This window comes from Proteus hauseri, from assembly GCF_040139125.1.
Taxonomy (GTDB): domain Bacteria; phylum Pseudomonadota; class Gammaproteobacteria; order Enterobacterales; family Enterobacteriaceae; genus Proteus; species Proteus hauseri_B.
On record NZ_JBEEUB010000009.1, the window covers coordinates 81,498 to 103,256 of the forward strand.

Annotated in this window: 20 protein-coding genes; 9 read left to right on the top strand and 11 right to left on the bottom strand. The window is 38.9% G+C overall.

The window, feature by feature from the left end; genetic code table 11:
- The first annotated feature begins 311 nt into the window (after positions 1 to 311).
- Genes dnaA through gyrB form a run of 4 tightly spaced genes read left to right on the top strand, consistent with a single transcriptional unit; the run spans position 312 to position 6,358 of the window.
- On the top strand, positions 312 to 1,715 hold the full coding sequence (gene dnaA / locus ABN099_RS14815; protein ID WP_349464716.1) for a chromosomal replication initiator protein DnaA: 1,404 nt from the start codon (positions 312 to 314) through the stop codon (positions 1,713 to 1,715).
- Positions 1,716 to 1,719: 4 nt separating this feature from the next.
- Positions 1,720 to 2,823: a DNA polymerase III subunit beta gene (gene dnaN / locus ABN099_RS14820; RefSeq protein ID WP_349464718.1), complete on the top strand. Its 1,104-nt coding sequence runs from the start codon at positions 1,720 to 1,722 to the stop codon at positions 2,821 to 2,823.
- A gap of 11 nt (positions 2,824 to 2,834) precedes the next feature.
- A complete protein-coding gene (gene recF / locus ABN099_RS14825) occupies positions 2,835 to 3,923 on the top strand; it encodes a DNA replication/repair protein RecF (protein ID WP_349464720.1) in 1,089 nt (362 codons plus the stop codon).
- Positions 3,924 to 3,943: 20 nt separating this feature from the next.
- Positions 3,944 to 6,358, top strand: a complete 2,415-nt coding sequence (gyrB, locus tag ABN099_RS14830) for a DNA topoisomerase (ATP-hydrolyzing) subunit B (RefSeq protein WP_349464722.1) — start codon at positions 3,944 to 3,946, stop codon at positions 6,356 to 6,358.
- A gap of 74 nt (positions 6,359 to 6,432) precedes the next feature.
- On the opposite strand, the gene pepT is transcribed toward gyrB, so the two are convergent.
- The 3 genes from pepT to asd form a co-directional block, all read right to left on the bottom strand.
- Complete coding sequence (gene pepT / locus ABN099_RS14835) at positions 6,433 to 7,668, bottom strand: peptidase T (protein ID WP_349464724.1); 1,236 nt, start codon at positions 7,666 to 7,668, stop codon at positions 6,433 to 6,435.
- A 46-nt stretch (positions 7,669 to 7,714) separates the two neighbouring features.
- Positions 7,715 to 9,262 (bottom strand): AbgT family transporter, encoded by a 1,548-nt coding sequence (locus tag ABN099_RS14840; RefSeq protein ID WP_349464725.1) that lies wholly within the window; start codon positions 9,260 to 9,262, stop codon positions 7,715 to 7,717.
- Positions 9,263 to 9,733: 471 nt separating this feature from the next.
- Complete coding sequence (gene asd, locus ABN099_RS14845) at positions 9,734 to 10,840, bottom strand: aspartate-semialdehyde dehydrogenase (protein WP_349464727.1); 1,107 nt, start codon at positions 10,838 to 10,840, stop codon at positions 9,734 to 9,736.
- A gap of 475 nt (positions 10,841 to 11,315) precedes the next feature.
- Here asd and ABN099_RS14850 point away from each other — a divergent pair, with 475 nt between their 5' ends.
- Entirely contained in the window at positions 11,316 to 11,879 is a 564-nt protein-coding gene (locus tag ABN099_RS14850) for a class I SAM-dependent methyltransferase (RefSeq protein WP_349464729.1), read from the top strand.
- Positions 11,880 to 11,941: 62 nt separating this feature from the next.
- Here the strand turns inward: ABN099_RS14850 and ABN099_RS14855 are convergent, their stop codons facing one another.
- Complete coding sequence (locus tag ABN099_RS14855; protein WP_349464731.1) at positions 11,942 to 13,414, bottom strand: PLP-dependent aminotransferase family protein; 1,473 nt, start codon at positions 13,412 to 13,414, stop codon at positions 11,942 to 11,944.
- Positions 13,415 to 13,549: 135 nt separating this feature from the next.
- Between ABN099_RS14855 and ABN099_RS14860 the strand changes: the two genes are divergently transcribed.
- Positions 13,550 to 14,008, top strand: coding sequence for a GNAT family N-acetyltransferase (locus ABN099_RS14860; protein WP_349464907.1), 459 nt, complete (start codon positions 13,550 to 13,552; stop codon positions 14,006 to 14,008).
- 116 nt (positions 14,009 to 14,124) lie between these two features.
- Here the strand turns inward: ABN099_RS14860 and ABN099_RS14865 are convergent, their stop codons facing one another.
- Positions 14,125 to 14,853 (bottom strand): tetratricopeptide repeat protein, encoded by a 729-nt coding sequence (locus tag ABN099_RS14865; RefSeq protein ID WP_349464733.1) that lies wholly within the window; start codon positions 14,851 to 14,853, stop codon positions 14,125 to 14,127.
- A gap of 107 nt (positions 14,854 to 14,960) precedes the next feature.
- Between ABN099_RS14865 and murQ the strand changes: the two genes are divergently transcribed.
- Positions 14,961 to 15,860, top strand: a complete 900-nt coding sequence (gene murQ / locus ABN099_RS14870; RefSeq protein ID WP_349464735.1) for an N-acetylmuramic acid 6-phosphate etherase — start codon at positions 14,961 to 14,963, stop codon at positions 15,858 to 15,860.
- 10 nt (positions 15,861 to 15,870) lie between these two features.
- Here the strand turns inward: murQ and ABN099_RS14875 are convergent, their stop codons facing one another.
- The 3 genes from ABN099_RS14875 to ABN099_RS14885 form a co-directional block, all read right to left on the bottom strand.
- Positions 15,871 to 15,993: a hypothetical protein gene (locus ABN099_RS14875; RefSeq protein WP_349464737.1), complete on the bottom strand. Its 123-nt coding sequence runs from the start codon at positions 15,991 to 15,993 to the stop codon at positions 15,871 to 15,873.
- The gene (locus ABN099_RS14880; protein ID WP_349464739.1) at positions 15,990 to 16,211 is read right to left on the bottom strand and encodes a type II toxin-antitoxin system Phd/YefM family antitoxin; all 222 of its coding nucleotides are present in this window, start codon (positions 16,209 to 16,211) and stop codon (positions 15,990 to 15,992) included. The genes ABN099_RS14875 and ABN099_RS14880 overlap by 4 nt, the downstream gene beginning before the upstream one ends.
- A 167-nt stretch (positions 16,212 to 16,378) precedes the next feature.
- Positions 16,379 to 17,242 carry a YicC/YloC family endoribonuclease gene (locus ABN099_RS14885; RefSeq protein ID WP_349464741.1) on the bottom strand — a complete coding sequence of 288 codons (864 nt, stop codon included), beginning with the start codon at positions 17,240 to 17,242 and terminating at the stop codon, positions 16,379 to 16,381.
- 125 nt (positions 17,243 to 17,367) lie between these two features.
- Between ABN099_RS14885 and rph the strand changes: the two genes are divergently transcribed.
- Together rph and pyrE are read left to right on the top strand one after the other, a co-directional pair.
- Positions 17,368 to 18,084, top strand: coding sequence for a ribonuclease PH (gene rph, locus ABN099_RS14890; RefSeq protein ID WP_349464909.1), 717 nt, complete (start codon positions 17,368 to 17,370; stop codon positions 18,082 to 18,084).
- A gap of 81 nt (positions 18,085 to 18,165) precedes the next feature.
- The gene (gene pyrE / locus ABN099_RS14895; protein WP_349464743.1) at positions 18,166 to 18,813 is read left to right on the top strand and encodes an orotate phosphoribosyltransferase; all 648 of its coding nucleotides are present in this window, start codon (positions 18,166 to 18,168) and stop codon (positions 18,811 to 18,813) included.
- Between the two features lie 315 nt (positions 18,814 to 19,128).
- On the opposite strand, the gene slmA is transcribed toward pyrE, so the two are convergent.
- The 3 genes from slmA to coaBC form a co-directional block, all read right to left on the bottom strand.
- Positions 19,129 to 19,731 (bottom strand): nucleoid occlusion factor SlmA, encoded by a 603-nt coding sequence (slmA, locus tag ABN099_RS14900; protein ID WP_349464745.1) that lies wholly within the window; start codon positions 19,729 to 19,731, stop codon positions 19,129 to 19,131.
- Between the two features lie 112 nt (positions 19,732 to 19,843).
- Entirely contained in the window at positions 19,844 to 20,302 is a 459-nt protein-coding gene (gene dut, locus ABN099_RS14905; RefSeq protein WP_349464747.1) for a dUTP diphosphatase, read from the bottom strand.
- Entirely contained in the window at positions 20,286 to 21,497 is a 1,212-nt protein-coding gene (coaBC, locus tag ABN099_RS14910; RefSeq protein WP_349464749.1) for a bifunctional phosphopantothenoylcysteine decarboxylase/phosphopantothenate--cysteine ligase CoaBC, read from the bottom strand. Before coaBC ends, dut begins: the two co-directional genes overlap by 17 nt.
- Between the last annotated feature and the right edge of the window lie 262 nt (positions 21,498 to 21,759).

Sequence of the window (21,759 nt, forward strand, 5' to 3'; positions counted from 1 at the left end):
GTACACTAGAATGCCTTTACATATTTCATTTGGCGCATTATCACAAATTAGTAAGCCTGTGGATAAAAACCATGAAAACTGTGTAAAAGAAAGAGGATCTTCGTTTCGTTTTGCGATATGATCCCCCGTCACGATCCAGAGTAGCCAGTCTGCTTTCGTGGAAACGATACAAAAAAATCGTTGTCACCATAAGTTGTTCCTTATTGAAAGATGTAAAGGAACGGTGTTGTGTACCTAAGTATTTAATCAAGTAGTCTTTAATCATATTTTTCCTGTTTATTTTTTAGTCTTGTTTTTGAGGGGAGTCCGCCGTGTCACTTTCGCTTTGGCAGCATTGTCTTGCCCGCTTGCAGGATGAGTTACCTGCCACTGAATTTAGTATGTGGATACGTCCCCTGCAGGCAGAACTGAGCGATAACACGCTGGCGCTGTATGCACCTAATCGTTTTGTTCTAGATTGGGTGAGAGAAAAATACATTAATAATATTAATGCACTTTTAGTTGATTTTTGTGGATCTGAAGTCCCTTCTTTGCGTTTTGAAGTTGGTAATAAACCGATATCAACGCGTACAACTGAGAGTGTTCCAAGAGCAGTTACACATACTGCTACAGTTAGCCCCGCTCCGATAAATAGTCAACCTATTCGTCCTAGTTGGGATAATCATCACTCTTCTCAGTTACCTGAGCTTAGTTATCGTTCAAACGTCAATCCTAAACATAAATTCGACAACTTTGTTGAAGGTAAATCAAACCAGCTTGCAAGAGCAGCAGCAAGACAAGTTGCTGATAACCCTGGTGGTGCTTATAACCCACTGTTTCTTTATGGTGGTACAGGGCTTGGTAAGACACACTTATTACATGCAGTCGGTAATAGCATTATGGAACGTAAGGCAAATGCAAAAGTGGTTTATATGCATTCCGAACGTTTTGTACAAGATATGGTAAAAGCGTTACAAAATAATGCTATAGAAGATTTTAAACGCTATTATCGCTCTGTGGATGCTTTGCTAATTGATGATATTCAATTTTTTGCTAATAAAGAGCGTTCACAAGAAGAATTTTTTCATACCTTTAATGCTCTATTAGAAGGTAATCAGCAAATTATCTTAACTTCAGACCGCTATCCTAAAGAGATAAACGGTGTTGAAGATAGATTAAAATCACGCTTTGGTTGGGGATTAACGGTTGCTATTGAGCCACCTGAACTTGAAACCCGAGTGGCGATTTTAATGAAAAAAGCGGATGAAAATCAGATTCAGTTACCTGATGAAGTGGCTTTCTTTATTGCTAAGCGACTTCGTTCTAACGTCCGTGAGCTTGAAGGTGCATTAAACCGAGTTATTGCTAACGCTAATTTTACTGGTCGTGCTATTACGATAGATTTTGTGCGTGAAGCATTACGTGATTTACTCGCATTGCAGGAAAAATTAGTCACTATTGATAATATTCAAAAAACAGTCGCAGAATATTATAAAATTAAGGTGGCAGATTTACTGTCTAAGCGACGATCTCGCTCGGTTGCCCGTCCGAGGCAAATGGCAATGGCGCTGGCGAAGGAATTAACAAACCACAGCTTGCCTGAAATCGGGGATGCCTTTGGTGGTCGTGATCATACAACGGTCCTTCATGCATGCAGAAAAATAGAGCAACTGCGTGAAGAAAGTCACGATATCAAAGAAGATTTTTCTAACTTAATCAGAACATTATCATCCTAGCGCTATGAAATTTATCATTGAACGTGAACAGCTGCTAAAGCCGCTACAACAGGTCAGTGGCCCTTTAGGTGGTCGTCCGACTTTACCTATTTTAGGAAACTTGTTGCTTAAGGTAACTGAAAATACCTTATCGCTGACAGGTACTGATCTTGAAATGGAGATGATGGCGAGAGTTAACCTCAGCCAGTCTCATGAAATAGGTGCAACCACAGTACCCGCACGTAAGTTTTTTGATATTTGGCGTGGGTTGCCAGAAGGTGCTGAAATCAGTGTCGAATTGGATGGTGATCGCCTTTTAGTTCGTTCTGGTCGTAGTCGTTTCTCATTATCGACGCTACCTGCATCTGATTTTCCAAACTTAGATGATTGGCAAAGTGAGGTTGAATTCACTTTACCTCAAGCAACATTAAAACGTTTAATTGAGTCCACTCAATTTTCAATGGCGCATCAAGATGTGCGTTATTACCTTAACGGTATGTTGTTTGAAACAGAAAATACAGAGTTACGTACAGTCGCAACAGATGGACACCGTTTAGCGGTATGTTCTATGGATATAGGACAATCTTTACCCGGGCATTCTGTTATTGTCCCACGTAAAGGTGTTATTGAATTAATGCGTTTACTCGATGGTGGTGGTGAAAGCTTATTACAACTGCAAATTGGTAGTAATAATTTACGTGCGCATGTGGGTGATTTTATTTTCACTTCTAAGCTCGTTGATGGTCGCTTCCCTGATTATCGTCGCGTATTACCGAAAAACCCGAATAAAACAGTCACTGCGGGTTGTGATATTCTTAAACAAGCATTTTCTCGTGCGGCAATTTTATCAAATGAAAAATTCCGTGGTGTGCGTATTAACCTCACCAACGGCCAATTAAAGATAACAGCCAATAACCCGGAACAAGAAGAAGCGGAAGAGATTGTTGATGTTCAGTATCAGGGCGAAGAGATGGAAATCGGCTTTAATGTCAGTTACCTTCTTGATGTGCTTAACACATTAAAATGTGAAGAAGTTAAATTGTTACTAACTGATGCTGTTTCGAGTGTTCAGGTAGAAAATGTAGCAAGTCCAGCGGCTGCTTATGTCGTTATGCCAATGCGTTTATAATCGTTAAGAAGATGATTTTATCCCGTTTATTGATCCGCAATTTTAGAAATATTGAAGAGGCGGATTTGCCGTTAGCGGATGGCTTTAATTTCCTTGTGGGCGCCAATGGCAGCGGGAAAACGAGTATACTTGAAGCGATTTATACATTAGGGCATGGACGTGCATTTCGTAGTTCTCAAGCTAATCGCGTTATCAAGCATGATGAAAATGAATTTATTCTTCATGGTCGCTTAACTGGGCGACATGAAGATAGCCGCGGTTATGCGATAGGATTAAGTAAGAACCGAGAAGGTAATAGTACCGTTCGGATTGATGGTAGTGATGGACATAAAATTGCAGAGTTAGCAAAACTGTTACCAATGCAATTGATTACACCTGAAGGTTTTACATTACTCAATGGTGGTCCTAAATACCGTCGTGCATTTATTGACTGGGGATGCTTTCATAATGAACCTCAGTTTTTTGCTGCATGGTCAGATCTAAAACGCGTTTTAAAACAGCGTAATGCAGCACTAAGGCAGGCGTCATCTTATCGGCAGCTTATGCCTTGGGATAAAGAACTTATCGCGTTAACACAACAGATAAGTGAATGGCGAGCGCAATATACTGCAGATATCGCCAAAGATATTGAAGAGACGTGCCGGTTATTTCTCCCTGAGTTTTCGTTAAAAGTGAGTTTTCAACGAGGATGGGATAAAGAAACTGAATATGCAGAAGTATTAGCGCGTCAATTTGAACGTGACAAATTACTGGCTTATACCTCATTAGGTGCTCATAAAGCGGATTTACGCATTCGAGCTGATGGTACGCCAGTAGAAGATATGTTGTCACGAGGTCAGCTTAAGTTATTAATGTGTGCATTAAGGCTGGCACAAGGTGAATATTTCACTCGTAAGAATGGGCAAAGATGCCTGTATCTGCTCGATGATTTTGCTTCTGAATTAGATGCAAGCCGACGTCAATTGTTGGCTGAGCGTTTAAAATCTACGCAAGCTCAAGTGTTTGTCAGTGCGATAACACAAGGGCAAGTTAAAGATATGCTAGATGTAAATAGCAGGCTATTTAGCGTAGAACGTGGCAAAATAGAGGTTAAACCATAAGAATAAAGCGAGAAACGTTGATGTCGAATACATATGACTCCTCAAGTATCAAAGTATTAAAAGGGCTGGATGCGGTGCGTAAGCGCCCGGGTATGTATATCGGGGATACAGATGATGGAACCGGTCTGCATCATATGGTCTTCGAGGTAGTTGACAACGCTATCGACGAAGCCCTCGCGGGTTACTGTGACGAAATTCTTGTCACCATCCATTCAGATAATTCAGTCTCTGTTCGAGATGATGGTCGTGGTATTCCTACGGGTATTCATGAAGAAGAGGGTGTTTCAGCAGCAGAAGTTATTATGACTGTTCTGCATGCTGGCGGTAAGTTTGATGATAACTCCTATAAAGTTTCTGGTGGACTTCATGGTGTCGGTGTTTCAGTTGTAAATGCGTTATCTGAAAAACTTGAACTAACGATTCATCGTGAAGGAAAGATCCATCAGCAAATTTATCGTCATGGTGTTCCTGATGATCGCTTAAAAGTGATTGGCGATACTGAAAAATCAGGCACTTTTGTTCGTTTTTGGCCAAGTCTGGATACCTTTAAAGGTGAGACTGAGTTCCAATATGAAATTTTAGCTAAACGTCTACGTGAGCTCTCTTTCTTAAACTCAGGCGTTTCTATTCGTTTAATTGATAAACGTGATAACCGCGAAGATCATTTCCACTATGAAGGTGGTATTAAGGCATTTGTTGAATACTTAAGCCGCAATAAAACGCCGATTCACCAGAATGTTTTCTATTTTTCTACAGAAAAAGACAACATTAATGTTGAAGTCGCGATGTTGTGGAATGATGGTTTCCAAGAAAACGTTTATTGCTTTACCAATAATATTCCTCAACGTGATGGTGGTACCCACTTAGTTGGTTTCCGTACAGCAATGACGCGTACTTTAAACAGCTATATGGATAAAGAAGGTTACAGCAAAAAATCTAAAATCAGTGCAACAGGTGATGATGCACGTGAAGGTCTGATTGCTGTTGTTTCTGTTAAAGTGCCTGATCCTAAATTCTCATCACAAACTAAAGATAAACTGGTTTCTTCAGAAGTGAAAACAGCAGTAGAAACGCTGATGAACGAAAAACTAGTTGAGTATCTATTAGAAAACCCAAATGATGCCAAAATCGTTGTGGGTAAAATTATTGATGCAGCGCGTGCGCGTGAAGCAGCTCGTAAAGCACGTGAAATGACGCGTCGTAAAGGCGCATTAGATTTAGGTGGCTTACCAGGTAAGTTAGCAGATTGCTCTGAACGTGACCCCGCTTTCTCTGAATTGTATTTAGTGGAAGGGGACTCTGCGGGAGGCTCGGCAAAACAAGGGCGCAACCGTAAAACACAGGCAATTCTTCCTCTGAAAGGTAAGATCCTGAACGTTGAAAAAGCGCGTTTTGATAAAATGCTGGCTTCACAAGAAGTCGCAACGCTCATCACTGCATTAGGTTGCGGTATCGGTCGTGATGAATATAACCCAGATAAACTACGTTATCACAGCATCATTATTATGACGGATGCGGACGTCGATGGTTCTCACATTCGTACACTGTTATTGACCTTCTTCTATCGTCAAATGCCAGAAATTATCGAACGTGGTCATATCTTTATTGCTCAACCGCCACTGTATAAAGTGAAAAAAGGTAAACAAGAGCAATATATCAAAGATGACGACGCGATGGATGAATATCTGATGTCTATCGCCCTTGATGGTGCCGCTCTTTATGTGAGCGAACATGCACCAGCAATGCACGGACAGCAGTTAGAAAAATTGGTTATTGACTACCATGCGGCTCATAAAATCATTCGTCGTATGGAGCGTATTTATCCGCTGAGTATGCTAAATAGTTTGGTTTATCACTCAACACTGACAGAAGACGCTTTATCTGATAAAACAAAAGTGGAAGAGTGGATGAGCGGTTTAGTTAATCGCTTAAATGAAGCTGAAGATCAAGGCAGTACTTACAGTTATACCATTACTCAAAATGATGAAAGCCGTCTTTATGAGCCAGTATTGCGTATTCGTACTTATGGCGTTGATACTGACTATAAACTGGATTACGACTTTATCCATAGTAGCGAGTATCACCGTATTACGAATTTAGGCGACATTATTGGTAACCTGATTGAAGAAGGTGCCTTTATTGAACGTGGTGAGCGTCGTCAGCCTGTCGCTAGTTTTGAAGAAGCGCTTGATTGGTTAACTAAAGAGTCACGTCGTGGATTAGGTGTACAGCGCTATAAAGGTCTGGGTGAAATGAATCCTGAGCAGTTATGGGAAACGACCATGAACCCTGAAACACGCCGTATGATGCAAGTAACCGTTAGAGATGCTATTGCAACGGATGAACTATTCACTACCTTAATGGGTGATGCAGTAGAACCTCGCCGTGCCTTTATCGAAGAGAATGCGTTAAAAGCAGCGAATATTGATATCTAGTTTTATACCAAGTTAGATAAAAAAAGCGGAGTCGTGAAAACGGCTCCGCTTTTTTATGTCTACTAGAGACTCGATTAACCGCGTTGTCCTGCTAAACGGCAAAGCATTTCAGTGACTAAATAGCTTTTCTCAAATGAGCTAACAGGTAAGAACTCAAAGCGAGAATGGAAATTTAATGCGCCTGTAAAGTAGTTGGGTGTGAGCAAGCCTCGCGCTGAAAGTGCTGAACCATCAGTACCACCACGCATTGGAATAACGTTTGGTTGAATATCTAACTGTTTTAACGCTTCAAAAATAAGTTCGATAGCTGTGCGATCCTCCCCAATCGAATCACTGATATTGCTATACACATCGACAATCTCATAGTCGATTTGTGCACGAGGATGGCGAGCTTGGATCAAAGCAACAGACTGCTTAATAAACTGTTTACGTGCTTCATAACTTTTCTTATCAAAATCACGAATAGCCATTTTAATCACGGCATTATCAGGATTTGCGATAAGGTCTGTCACATAGAAATAGCCTTCGCGATGCTCTGTGTGTTCTGGGGTATCAAAGCGATCAAAGCAGCCAATGAAATCATGCGCGACACGGATTGGATTTAACAATACGTTTTTTGCTGACATTGGATGTGCCGTAATGCCTTTAACTGAGACATTAATCGATGCCGCATTAAAGGTTTCATATACCACTTCACCTAGTGCACAACAGTCAATGGTGTAAGCAAAATCAACGTTAAAGCGCGATAAATCCATCAACTTAGAACCGCGTAGTCCAATTTCCTCATCGGGTACAAACGCGACATAGATATCACCACAATCAAAATTATTTTGTTGTAGTTTATCCATTAACTCCATCACTACAGTGATTGCGGCTTTGTTATCGGCACCTAATACGCTAGTGCCATCGCTAAAAATAATATCTTCACCTTCATAAGGCACCGCTTCAGGATGCTCTTGAGATTTAAACCAAACATCCTTCTGTTGATTTAAGCAGAGATCTTTACCTTCATAACGCAGTGTTTGAGGATGAATAACAGGTGATAATCCCACATCAACAGTGTCTAAATGAGCAACAAAGCCTATTTTAGGTGCGGTAGGTTTATTACCCGGTCTCATTGCATATAAAATGGCATGAGAATCGATATAGATATCTTTTAACCCGTAACTTTCTAGCTCTTTAGCGAGTAATTTCGCTAGTTCAAGTTGTCCTTGAGTACTTGGTACTATTGATGCTGTTGCATCACTTTGACTCTCAACAGCGAGATAACGAAAAAAACGCTGTTCTAAATTTTGACCTAAGGTATTCATTATTGTTTTGTTCCTAATACAGTATGTTCGATCTAGTCAATAGGGTTTAGGGCGCTGGTTGCCATGTATATCCGCTATCGAAACCTAGAGGGATCTCTAATCCCCAGAAAAGGAATAAGGTAGCAGTTAAAACAATCAGTAAGCCAACAGTAAACGGTATCATCATTGAACACAGTGTCCCGATCCCTGCACCTTTATAGTACTTTTGGCAATACATCAAAATAAGTGGATAGAAAGGAAACATTGGGGTGCTGACATTCATTGCTGAATCGCTGACGCGAAATGCAGCTTGTGTTAATTCTGGAGAGATCCCAACAGCCATTAACATTGGCACTAATACCGGTGCAATAACAGCCCATTTTGATGTTGCTGAGGTGATCATGATATTTAAAATCGCAGTCAGCAAAATCACACCTAATACCGTCATACCTGAAGGCATATTAAGCGTACGCAGTAACTCTGCACCCGATAACGCTAATAAAGTCCCTAAATTCGAGTGTTGGAAAGAGTAAAGGAACTGAGCCGCAAAAAAGGCAAAAACGATAAATGGGATCAGCGATTTAGTGATATTTTCCATCGCTTTAACAATATCTTTTGTGGAAGCAAAAGACTTGGTCATATAGCCATAGATTAAACCGGGTACAGAGAAGAAGATAAACAATAAAGGTACCACAATTTGCATAATTGGGGCTTTAGGGCTGGTTAAACTGCCTTCTGGTGAACGTAATGGTGAGGATTCTGGTAATAACAGTGCAAATAAACCAATCCCCATCAGCACTACTGCCCAACCTGCAAAACGGAATGCTCGTTTTTCTACAGGTGTAATTTCATCTAATTGGGTATCGTTAGTGTCGATCCCTGAAGATACTGGGCAGTTTTTATTTAACCAAGGTTCCACAATTTTTTCAGTGATATACCAACAGGTTAAAATAACGCCAAATGTTCCTCCAAGACTAAAAAAGTAGTTACACAAAACATTTACACTATAACCTGGAGCCATTATTTGAGCGGCTTCTTGTGTAAAGCTTTGCATAATAGGATCGATAATCGAAGGTGTATAACTTGCAGTAAATCCACCTGCTAAACCTGCAAAAGAAGCGGCTATACCTGCTAGTGGATGTCGTCCACTGGCATAAAACATCATCGCAGAAACAGGCATTAAAATAACATAAGCTGAATCTGACGCTAAGTGAGCCACAATTCCCACAAATACAACAGTTGGGGTTAACATTTTAGGCGAAATAAATGAGAGCATTTTTTTCAATGCTGTTTTAATAAAACCACTGCTTTCAGCGATACCAATACCTAATGTCGCAACAATAGTTATTCCTAATGGTGGAAAGTTAATAAAGTTTTTTACAGCACCGGTAACAAACAATATGATTTCTTCATACTGAAACATATTAATAACGGCAATTTTTTCTTTACTAACTGGATGTATATAATCAAAACTTATGAAAGAAAGGAAGAAGGAGAATACCCAGCAAATCACTAATGCATAGAAAAATAACATAGTGACATCAGGCATAATATTGCCGATACGCTCGACTCGGTTAAGAAAGCCTTTCTTATTTGGTTGTGTTTTTGTTGTCATGTTTGCAATGTATCTTTTTACTAGAATAGTAAAATCAACCTTAAATAAATAGCAATATAAAGTAAAATTATTTTTATATAATAAGTAGTTACCGCAATCAAAGGAAAACAAAAAATAAGCCAGAAATATATTAGAAATAATTATAATTACTATTTTTTTATCATTACCTTTCTTCTGTTTAAAAAGTGTTTTTTATTTTTAATCTTATTTTTATTTAAAAATAAGCAGATTATGCTGTTGGTTTTTGAGGTACTCTTTAGTTTTATTATTCAAATAAAAGAAGATGTGAGTTTTTATAAAGGACACAAATAAACAAAATATTAAAAATTAAAAATTATTTAAATGAAATAAAGGGAAAAGGTATAAGATATAAGATATAAGAGAGGAAATGAAAAATAGGCTTATTTAATGAGAATAAGAATACCAACCATTTATCTTTCATTATATGGTCGATATTCTTATTAAGAGAAATCACCGCAAAATATTAAGCATACGGCGTAAAGGTTCAGCCGCACCCCATAACAGTTGGTCACCCACAGTAAAGGCTGAAATAAACTCAGGTCCCATATTCAGTTTACGAATACGTCCTACTGGTGTGCTTAATGTGCCTGTTACTGCGGCAGGTGTAAGTTCACGTATAGTTAATTCGCGATCATTTGGAATGACTTTAACCCAATCATTATGTCCAGCTAAGAGTTGCTCAATTTCAGCGACAGGCAGGTCTTTCTTCAGTTTAAGGGTGAATGCTTGGCTATGACAACGTAATGCACCAATACGAACACAAAGACCATCAACAGGAATAATGTTGGAGCCTGTATTGAGAATTTTATTGGTCTCAGCTTGTCCTTTCCACTCTTCGCGACTCTGTCCATTTTCCAGTTGTTTATCAATCCAAGGGATCAAACTACCCGCTAATGGAACACCAAACTGCTCAGTTGGCATTGAACCACTACGAGTAAAGTTAGTCACTTTACGTTCAATATCTAAAATAGCTGATGCTGGGTTTTCGAGTTCTTTAACCACTTGATTATGTAGTGAACCCATTTGTGATAGCAGTTCTCTCATATGACGAGCACCTGCGCCAGAAGCCGCTTGGTAAGTTGATACACTTGCCCATTCCACTAAATTATTAGCAAAAAGACCACCCAGTGACATCAACATTAAGCTCACGGTGCAGTTTCCACCGACGAAGGCTTTAATACCTTTATTTAGGCTATCTTGAATATGCTTGCCATTAACGGGATCAAGAATAATGACTGCATCATCGTTCATACGCAGTGCAGATGCCGCATCAATCCAGTAGCCTTGCCAACCTGCATTACGTAATTTTGGATAGACATCATTGGTGTAATCGCCACCTTGGCAGCTAATAATGATATCGAGAGAAGCTAAGGTATCAATATCATAAGCATCTTGTAGTGTGCTGCGGTGATTACCATATGCGGGGGCTGCTTCACCAAGTTGAGATGTGGTGAAGAAAATTGGGTTTATCCCATCAAAATCACGCTCTTCAACCATTCTTTGCATTAAAACGGAGCCGACCATACCACGCCAGCCCACAAAACCAACATTTTTCATTGTAGTTACCCTGTCCTTGTCTGTAGGAATTAGTGAGAGACCTCACACTAACCTGACAAAATATAAGCATCGGTGCAAGTGAATTTATTGATTATTAGCTAAAGAATTAGAAGTGTTTCTTATAGTCTAACTAGAGTTAACAAAAGAAAGTGACAGAACGAACAAATATCAATAAGTTGTTAAAAAGCGAGGTGAATTAAGATTAATCGCCCTAAGAATAATTTTCTATTTCTTATATCTCTTAGTAAATTAAAGATAAATAAAAAATGATTAATAAATTTGAGTAAAAAGGAGTAAATGTAAAATAGTGTAATATATAAGAAAAACGTATTTACTTAGATATGGCTCCAAGCTTTATACTGAAGATCGGTCATTGAGTGGATGACGTAATTTCATAAATTAAAAATAACGATGAATGTTCTTCATTTAATCTGATTTTTATTTTACCTTTATAAAAAGGCTTCTGGAGGTGAGTATGGATATCTCAACATTTATTCCATTGTCTACATACTACTCGTACTTAAAACGATTTGTTATCTCGCCGACTACAATGGGTACTATTGCACCTTCATCTCGTTGGTTATGTTATGAAATGCTAGATAAACTTAACTGGAAACGTGATATTCAAGTTGCAGAATTAGGTGCGGGAACAGGCGTTATTACGCAACAGATTTTAAAGAGAATGTCTCTTGGTTCTACGCTTGATGTCTTTGAAATAGAACCTAGTTTTACAACACAATTGCGTAAGATTAATGATGACCGACTAATGATTTATACTACCTCGGCAGAGTCGTTAGATAGTCATTATAATATAATTATTTCGGGGCTTCCTTTTTTATCTATTCCTAAAAAAACAGGTTTGAAAATTTTAAAGCGTGTACATCAAGAATTATTAAAAAGCCAAGGTTGCTTTGTTCTTTTTCAATATACTACGCGTTATGAAAAAATATTATCTCGTTATTTTCATTTGGAAAAAAAACGTGTGATGTTAAATGTCCCACCTGCATGGGTTTATTATTGTACGCCAAAAATAAAATAATATTTTTATGCTATTTTTGTAGTGTTTTATCGTTTCTTCTTAATAAGAAAATAAACAGTTATTTAAGATAACTGTTTTGCAAGGGCGATAATATCTCTTTCTATTTTAATGGGATTATGTGCAGCATACCCTAATAGTACACCTTGTTTTTGATATGGTTGAATACAATAGCGCGACAACGGCTGTATACCTAACCCAATTTCCCGGCTCTTTTTAATAATATATTCTTCTGTATATCCTGCTTGTAACCAGCAGACAATATGGATACCCGAATCGGTTGGTTCGACTTTAAATACATGAGATAGATGGGTTTCAATAGCGTTTTTGAGAGCTAAATAACGCTCATAACACGCTTTTCTAATACGGCGTACATGACGAGCATAATGACCTTGTGAGATAAACAGCGCTAAAGTAGCTTGTTCTAAGAAGCCTGAGTGAGAGTCTGTGTAATATTTTGCTACTTCAAACGCTGACACTAAACTTTGTGGTACCACCAAGAAACCTAAACGAAAGCCTGGGTACATCATTTTTGAGAAAGTACCTGCATAAATAACACGTTGATGTTTATCTAGGCCTTGTAGCGCTTGAATCGGTTTTGAGTGGTAACGAAACTCACTGTTATAGTCGTCTTCAAAAATCCACATGTTATTTTTTGATGCCCACTCTAATAGCGCGATACGTCGAGCAAGAGAGAGCGTATTACCTAATGGAAATTGATGAGACGGTGTTGTAAATACTAACTTTGCATCAGGGTTTTTAGTTATCCCCTGAGAAATATCCATCCCATGAATGTCAGAAGTAATGGGTTGTACTTCTATGCCATAAGACGTAAATATGCCTAGTGCGCTGTCATAACCCGGATCATCTAACCAAACTTTATCACCCTCTTTTAATAATACTCTTGCTGTAAGATTAATTGCCTGCTGTGTGCCATTCACGATGATGATTTGTTCAGGCTGACAATTAAGCCCTCGTGTTGATTGTACATATTGGCAAATCATCTCTCTTAGCGGCAGATAACCCATGGGTGAGTTGAAGGTTGCAAGTGCCTTTTTCGATTGTCGCCAAATTCGTCCTAATAGTCTTCCCCAAAGTTCATGTGGAAAGAGATCAACACATCCCACACCAATATGAAACATATGACCACTATTAGCATTTGGTTGAGAATTCGACCAAAACGTTTGTGCTTTTTGGATGTTAGGGTTGAGAGCATCAGTAGGTGCACTACTTGATGATAATGAGGTTAGGTTGTTTGTTGTTTGAATGAGTTCATCAGGAATAGTCGAAGCAACAAAAGTGCCTGCACCTCGTCGAGTTAATAAATAGCCCTCATCAATTAGTCGCTCAAACCCAGCAATAACAGAATTGCGTGAAATCGACATCATTTCAGCTAATGTTCGTGTTGAAGGTAAGCGACTACCAGAGGTTAATCGCCCATCTAAAATGGCTTTTCTAATGGCGTGATAAACCTGTGAGCCAATAGGACCCGTTTCTAAAACTAAGTTAGGAAAGTAGGCTGGTTTTTTCTGTTTCATCACAAGTGGATCCTATAAAAACACAAAAAGTGTACCTTATTTAGAACCAGAATAAAACGTACCATGGCAAACATAAAGAGAGGGTGATGATGTTTTGTTTTATGTCGTTTTATAACAATCGAGGGAAGCTGAGTGATGAATCAAACACCAATAACTGTGTCGATTAAATTTATCGAACAAGAATACTATGCACAATGGTTACCTCATTGGTTGAGTTACCAAGCATTTTATAAAGTCGAACTATCAGAACAGACAACATTAAAAACATGGTCACGCTTTTTTGATGAGCAAGAGCCTATGTATTGTGCTGTTGCATTAGAGGGTGAAAAAGTACTGGGTTTTGTTCATTATCTTTTCCATCGTTCAACATGGGCTGAGAGTGATTTTTGTTATTTAGAAGATTTATTTGTTTCTCCTGATGCCCGAGGTCGCCATATTGGAAAACAGCTAATTGAATTTGTGAATCAAGAAGCGAAAAAACGTCATTGCGCACGTTTATATTGGCATACGCAAGAGACTAATTTACGTGGGCAACGTTTATATGATTGGGTAGCTGAAAAGCCAGGTGTAATAGAATACCGTATGGCATTGTAAATATTAGGCTATAGGCAGATAGGGATAAAAGAAGAGTAGAGACTGCTCGTTCACAGTCTCTTGTCTTCAATTAAGTTAGGGTTATTTATCGTATTAAAATTTGGGTTAATTTTTAGTTATTGTTGGCAATAAAACTCATTGCCAACTTTTTTTGCTTCTTCACAAGCCTGTTGCATTAATTCTTTGGCTTTTTGCTTATTGGGCTGAATAATATGATATTGACCTGAAAACATAAAAGACGCCATGGCTTGAGCAAACCCAGCAAAGGTTGTTTCATTAGCTTTAGCAAATAGCATATTGGCTTTTTTTGTATCAACAGGAACATCACCTACACCACTATAAATAACACCGAGCCAAATGGGTGCATAAACAAGTTCTGGATCGTTTGCCGCGATAACGTCTTCAAGCAGTGAAATCGCTTTTTTATAATCGGTTTCACCGGAAAGGGGGGCTATTAATGAAGTAGCTAAGCTGATTTTTCCACGATTACTCCCTTTGTTTGCCGATATTGTGGCAAGTTCTCTGGCATCCACATAAAGGGTTTTAAAATAGGGATCGCTATTAAATAAATAGATTTCAGCTAACAATGCATAGGCATCTGCGTACTCTTTTTTTATTGCCTCTTGTGCCCATAATTGTGCGTTCAATAAGTTCTGTTCTGTACCTCTACCCATAAAATACATTTCTGCTAATTGATATTGAGCTTGTGCATTATGGCTTAACGCTTCTTTTTGTGTTGCTTCAAAAAGCTTTTTATCTTGTTGTTCAAAGTTTGCTTGTAGCGAAAATGAAAATAAAATAGTGATTAGACTGATAAAAGTCCGAATAAATTTAAAATATGTCATGTAGAGTACCATTTGTAATGATTTTGAAAATCTTAGTAAGAATAATGATATAAAAGCAGTTAATTTCTTCAGTTTAAAAAAATAAATAATAAAAATCGAGGTATAAAATGGCAATCGATCTTAGCAATCTTATAACTGAAAGCAGAAATAGTGAAAGTGAGAATATCGACACACTTTCAACACTCAGCATGCTAAAAGTTATCAATAATGAAGATAAAAAGGTGCCATTTGCCGTTGAAGCAACATTACCCGATATTGCTAAGCTAGTTGATAAAGTTGCTGAAGCTTTTCATCAAGGTGGGCGTTTAATTTATTGTGGGGCGGGTACATCGGGTCGATTAGGAATTCTCGATGCCAGTGAGTGTCCTCCAACTTATGGTACGCCTCATGAAATGGTGATTGGTTTAATTGCTGGTGGTCATAAAGCAATTTTACAAGCTGTCGAAAATGCTGAAGATAACCAAGAACTTGGAGAACAAGATTTACGCCAACTTAAATTTGACCAAAAAGATGTGCTAGTGGGTATTGCGGCAAGTGGTAGAACACCTTATGTGATTGGCGCATTGAACTATGCCAAATCATTGGGTGCAACAACGGGAGCGATTAGCTGTAATCCTGAAAGTCCTATTGCCAGCATTGCTGATATCGCTATTACACCGATTGTTGGAGCAGAGGTGATAACCGGTTCATCACGTATGAAAGCGGGCACCGCACAGAAGTTGGTTCTCAATATGATAACCACTGGCGCAATGATTAAAATCGGCAAAATCTTTGGTAATTTAATGGTGGATGTAGAAGCGACGAATGCCAAACTTGTTGAGCGCCAAATTCGTATCGTTATGCAAGCAACAGAATGTGAAAGATCTGTCGCTGAAGAGGCATTATCACAATGTCATCGCCATTGTAAAACGGCAATTTTAATGATTTTAGCGGGTGTTGATGCCCAGCAAGCTACGAAAATGCTTAATGAAAATAGAGGGTTTATTAGAAAGGCGTTGGGTGAGTGATTAAATAGTTTTAGTTTTTATCACTTAATTTTCTTAGGTATTGTGCTAACTGTTGTGTATTTTTAGTACCTGTAGCGGCTTCTACCGTTAAATTTTCCAAAGCAATGACTTCTTTTGCACTTACCCAATTCATCGGTTTGTTAATGCCTTTATTGTATGTTCATGACGTTGCATTATTATATCGAATTCAGCGTCCAGTTTTGTGTTTTGGTAGGCTTCAAATTCAACCTTACTGATAACTACAGCTGAGGTGTCATCTCTACGGGTTATTTCCACTGGCTCACCATGAATAGCGGTGTTTAAAACTTCAGAAATATGAGCCCGAGCTTGAGTAGAAGTATAGGTATGCATAACTGTTTTTCTCATTTCTTTATTGTACGTTTAAATTGTATATCTCAGATGTACATTGTTCGATTTATAAAAATGAAGCAACTAAAATTAGAAATTTATTATAATAAAAAGCCAGCAAATACAAGGTATCGGCTGGCTAATGATGGGCTGTAAACCGCTAAGAAATCTTACTCAATATTTTGGATCTGCTCACGCATTTGTTCAATTAAAACTTTTAATTCAATGGCTGAATTAGTGACTTCTGTATTAATTGATTTTGACGCTAAAGTATTTGATTCGCGGTTAAATTCTTGCATCATAAAATCAAGGCGGCGACCAACAGCCTCTTTTTTCACGAGAATTTTATGTGTCTCTTTAACATGTGCTTCTAATCTATCCAGCTCTTCAGCGACATCTAAACGTTGCGCTAACATTACTAACTCTTGTTCTAAACGATTATTATCAATTTGAACTTGAGCTTCTTCTAGCTTGCTAGTAAGGCGCTCACGTTGCCATTGTAAAATTTCTGGCATCTGTGTTCTAACCTTCACAACTTCAGCACTGACAGCATCCAAGCGTTGCTCAATCAATGTTTTTAGTGCTTGTCCTTCTGCTTCACGGCTGGCAATAAAGGCATCGATAGCAAGGTCAAGTTCTTCTAGTAATTGGGTACCAATTGCATCTAAATCTTGTTCTTGTGCAGAAATTACACCCGGCCAACGTAAAATATCAAATGGATTAATTGTTCCTTCATGGCTATGGCTTTTTACCCAATTGGCAGAAACTACCAACTGTTTTGCTAGATTTTCATCAAGAGATAACTCTCCTTGAAAACGAGCATTAAGATCAAAACGCAAATTGCACTCTATCTTGCCTCGGGTTAAACGATTACGCAGGCGTTCACGAATAACGGGCTCTAAACTACGTAATTGTTCAGGTAAACGAATATAAGTTTCAAGGTAACGCTGGTTGACAGAACGTAGTTCCCAAGCGGCAGTACCCCACTCTTTTTTGATATCTCGGCGAGCAAAAGCGGTCATGCTACGGATCATAATTGGGTCTCAATGTAGTAAAAGATGATAGGATTATAACCCTAGGCATCAATACAGGATAGGCATAAGCCTTTTTAGGTCGTATAATGCGCCCCCAATATGTCAGAGAAAGCGGAGAGAACACCATGCGTCCAGCAGACAGACAAGCAAATCAAGTGCGTCCTATTACTATTACTCGTCATTATACAAAACATGCCGAGGGTTCTGTATTAGTCGAATTTGGTGATACTAAAGTCTTATGTAATGCAACAGTGGAAGAAGGTGTACCACGTTTTCTAAAAGGACAAGGTCAAGGTTGGATAACCGCTGAGTATGGCATGCTTCCTCGTGCGACCAATAGTCGTAATGCCCGTGAAGCTGCTCGTGGTAAGCAAACGGGTCGTACAATGGAAATTCAGCGCTTAATCGCTCGCTCATTGCGTGCAGCGGTTGATTTAAAAGCACTAGGCGAATTTACCATTACTGTTGACTGTGATGTTATTCAAGCTGATGGCGGTACACGTACAGCATCTATCTCTGGTGCTTGTGTCGCATTAGTGGACGCTTTAAATAAAATGGTTGAAGAAGGCAAGTTAAAGAAAAGCCCTCTAAAATCGATGGTAGCTGCCGTTTCGGTAGGTATTGTTGATGGCGAACCACTGTGTGATCTTGAATATGTTGAAGATTCTGCAGCAGAAACCGATATGAATGTTGTGATGATCGATGATGGTCGCATGATAGAAGTGCAAGGAACGGCAGAAGCCGAACCTTTTAGCCACGAAGAATTACTCTCTTTACTCTCCCTCGCGAAGGGGGGAATAGAGAAAATATTTGAAGCGCAAAAAGAGGCGCTTAAGCAATAAATTCTATTTTAATAGGCGACTGAGAAGTCGCCTTTTTTATGCCTAAAATTTGTCATCAAGTAACGTAGAGAGGAGAACAAAATGAAAGCCTACCAACGCCGCTTTATCGAACTAGCATTAGCAAAAAATGTATTGAAATTTGGTGAGTTTACGCTGAAATCTGGGCGTGTTAGCCCTTACTTTTTTAATGCGGGTTTATTTAATACCGGACGTGATTTGGCTTTATTGGGGCAGTTTTATGCACAAACATTATTAGATAATGATGTGTCTTGTGATGTGTTATTTGGACCAGCTTATAAAGGTATTCCTATTGCAACGACTACTGCAGTTGCATTAGTTGAGCATCATGATATCGACATTCCTTATTGCTTTAATCGTAAAGAAGCAAAAGATCATGGTGAAGGGGGAACGTTAGTAGGAAGCCCTCTAAAAGGTAATGTGGTGATTGTCGATGACGTTATTACAGCAGGGACTGCAATACGTGAATCGATGGAAATTATTAAGCAGCATGATGCGACATTGTCGGCTGTACTATTAAGCCTTGATAGACAAGAAAAAGGGCGTGCAGAACTTTCGGCAATTCAAGAGTTAAAACGTGATTATCAGTGTCAGGTTTATTCCATTATTACTTTAGATGATTTAATTAGTTATCTAAGTGAAAGTAAAACGTTATCTGAGCACTTACCTGCAGTTAAAGCTTACCGTGAACGCTATGGTGTAAATGCATAAATAAATTAAAAGCAAATAGATAAGTAGATTGGTCAATTAAGAATAGGCAAAAAAAAGCCCTCGCCCAATAATGGGCGGGGTGAGTAGTACAATGAAATCTCTGTGAGAATTATCACAGACATTGAAATATAAAAAGGACTTTTTATAGCAGGGACAAGGCTGTAGCCTAAGTCACAAGAGAGGAATCGCATTAGTGCCATTCCTGATAAATATTTCTAGGGTCTTATCTACCCAATAACACATGTTAACACAAATAAGTAAAAAACGGCATATCTGTCGTTTTCAATTTTTGAGTTAAATCACAAGCCTATCATTTCATTGTAATTGTGCCAGAATTAATGGCCAACGGGCTTCAAACTCTTGTGTTGGTTGATAACGAAATTCAGTGCGTACAAAGCGTGCTAACATGCCTTCACAAAATGCGAGTAGTTGTGATGCCAATAGTGCTTCATCATGTAAGAATGCGTGTCCTTCACGGATTTTGCGTTCTTTAATGACTTGTCGAAGTTGTACTTCAATACGCTCATATAACTGATTAATCCGACTTTGTAATCGGTCTTGTTCAAACATTAAGGCATGACCCGTTAGAATACGAGATAAACCCGGATTTTTTTCAGCGAAACCAAGGATCAAAATAAGAATAAGGCGAATTCTTGCGATAGTCTCTTTTTCATCTTTCAAGATCAAATTAATACGAGATACCAAGCTGTCTTCGATAAACTCTATTAAGCTATCAAACATTTTGGTTTTACTCGGGAAATGTCGATAGAGTGCTGCCTCAGAAACACCGACTGTAGCAGCTAACTTTGCTGTTGTTATACGTTGGCTACCATCACTTGATTCCAACATTTGGGCAAGTGACTGTAATATCTCATCCCGTCTATTTCTTTTCTTTTTTGTTTCTTTTTCTTCTGCCATGACTGATAAGGCCCCTGCTAAAAGCAAAACAAATCAGTAAACCTTTGCACGAAGGTTATCAGTGCAAAGGGAGTGATATCGTCATTGATTTAATTAATATAGATCGCTGTAATTATTTGCGACCTGAGTGACCAAAGCCACCACTACCACGTTCCGTTGCGGTAAAATCTTCAACAATATTAAATTCAGCTTGAACAACAGGTACGATAACCATTTGAGCAATACGTTCACCAGGTTCGATGGTAAAAGGTTGTTGACCTCTATTCCATACCGATACCATAAGTTGTCCTTGATAGTCAGAATCGATTAATCCCACTAAATTCCCAAGTACTACTCCGTGTTTATGTCCTAGACCTGAACGAGGGAGCACCATCGCCGCTAATCCTTCATCTGCTATATGCACAGCAAGACCAGTAGGAAGCAACTCAGTTTGTCCTGGCGCCAAAATAAGTGGCGCATCAAGGCAAGCACGTAAGTCTAAACCTGCAGAGCCTGTTGTTGCATAAGCGGGTAGTGGATATTCCTGACCAATACGTGGATCAAGGATTTTAACGTCAATTTTTTTCATCATAATGTTTGGCTATCTCGTCAAGTAGGCGATGGCTAAGTTGTGTTTTACTACTGTGGGGCAAACGTGTTTCTCCATCAGCCCAAATAAGGTGTAATGCATTACTATCACTATTAAAACCATGATTTTCAAGAGAAACATCATTGGCACAGATTAAATCAAGCCCCTTCTGTTCTCTTTTTTTGCGAGCATATTCTTCCACATTCTGGGTTTCCGCTGCAAATCCAACAACAAAAGGGCGATATTCGGTCATTTTTCCTACACTGGCTACAATATCGGGATTTTTTACCATGGTGATAGTCACTTCATCACCTTGTTTTTTTATTTTTTCGTTAGCAATGATTTTAGCTCGATAATCAGCAACAGCGGCACAGCCAATAAAAATATCTTGTGACGGCGCTAAATTCATCACGTGTTCGTACATCTCTTGTGCACTTTCTACATCGATACGTTTAACACAAGCGGGTGTCGGTAATGTGACAGGACCTGCAATCAGCGTGACATCAGCACCACGAAGTGCCGCTGCTTGTGCAATAGCAAAGCCCATTTTCCCTGAGCTGTGATTGCTAATAAATCTAACAGGGTCAAGTGCTTCACGAGTTGGTCCGGCGGTTATCGTTATTTTTTTACCAACAAAGTCTTGCGGCTGAGGTGCTAATTGTTTTTCTGCTAAAGCGACTAAATCAAGTGGATCAAGCATTCTACCTGGTCCTACATCACCACAGGCTTGGCTACCAGAATCAGGTCCCCAAATTAAGCAGCCTCTTTGAGCTAATGCAGATAAATTTTCTTGTGTTATCTGTGCCCTATACATTTGTTGATTCATTGCAGGTGCTATCGCAATAGGTGCTGTACTTGCTAAACAGAGTGTTGTTAACAAATCATTTGCTATACCAGCCCGTAAACGTGCAATTAAATCAGCAGTTGCTGGAGCAAGTAAAATAAGGTCAGCCCATTTACCTAACTCAATATGCCCCATTGCGGCTTCAGCTGCGGGATCAAGTAAGTTATCTGCCACTGGAAAGCCAGAAACCGCTTGCAAAGATAATGGTGTAACAAAGGCATGAGCCGCGGGTGTCATGACGACACGTACAATAGCGCCTTTATCGCGTAAACGGCGTACAAGTTCAGGTGCTTTATAGGCCGCGATACCGCCACTGATCCCAAGAATAATCTTTTTTTCGTGAAGTGTAGTCATGATTGAATGCCTAAGTACATAAATAAATACCCGTAATTTTACCACAAGGAACAAGTAAATTAGGAACTCTATGTAATGCGATGTTTTATAAAATTAATTCTTGCCGCTTATCTCTCATAATTTTTAAAAGTGGCTTTTTTATACAATCTGAGCAGTTTATAGTAATTCAACTGTATAAAACAACAGTTGTTTTATGACATACATTTTATGATATGCATTTTGTGATTATTTTTTACGTGATTATGGTTTCAGCAATATCATG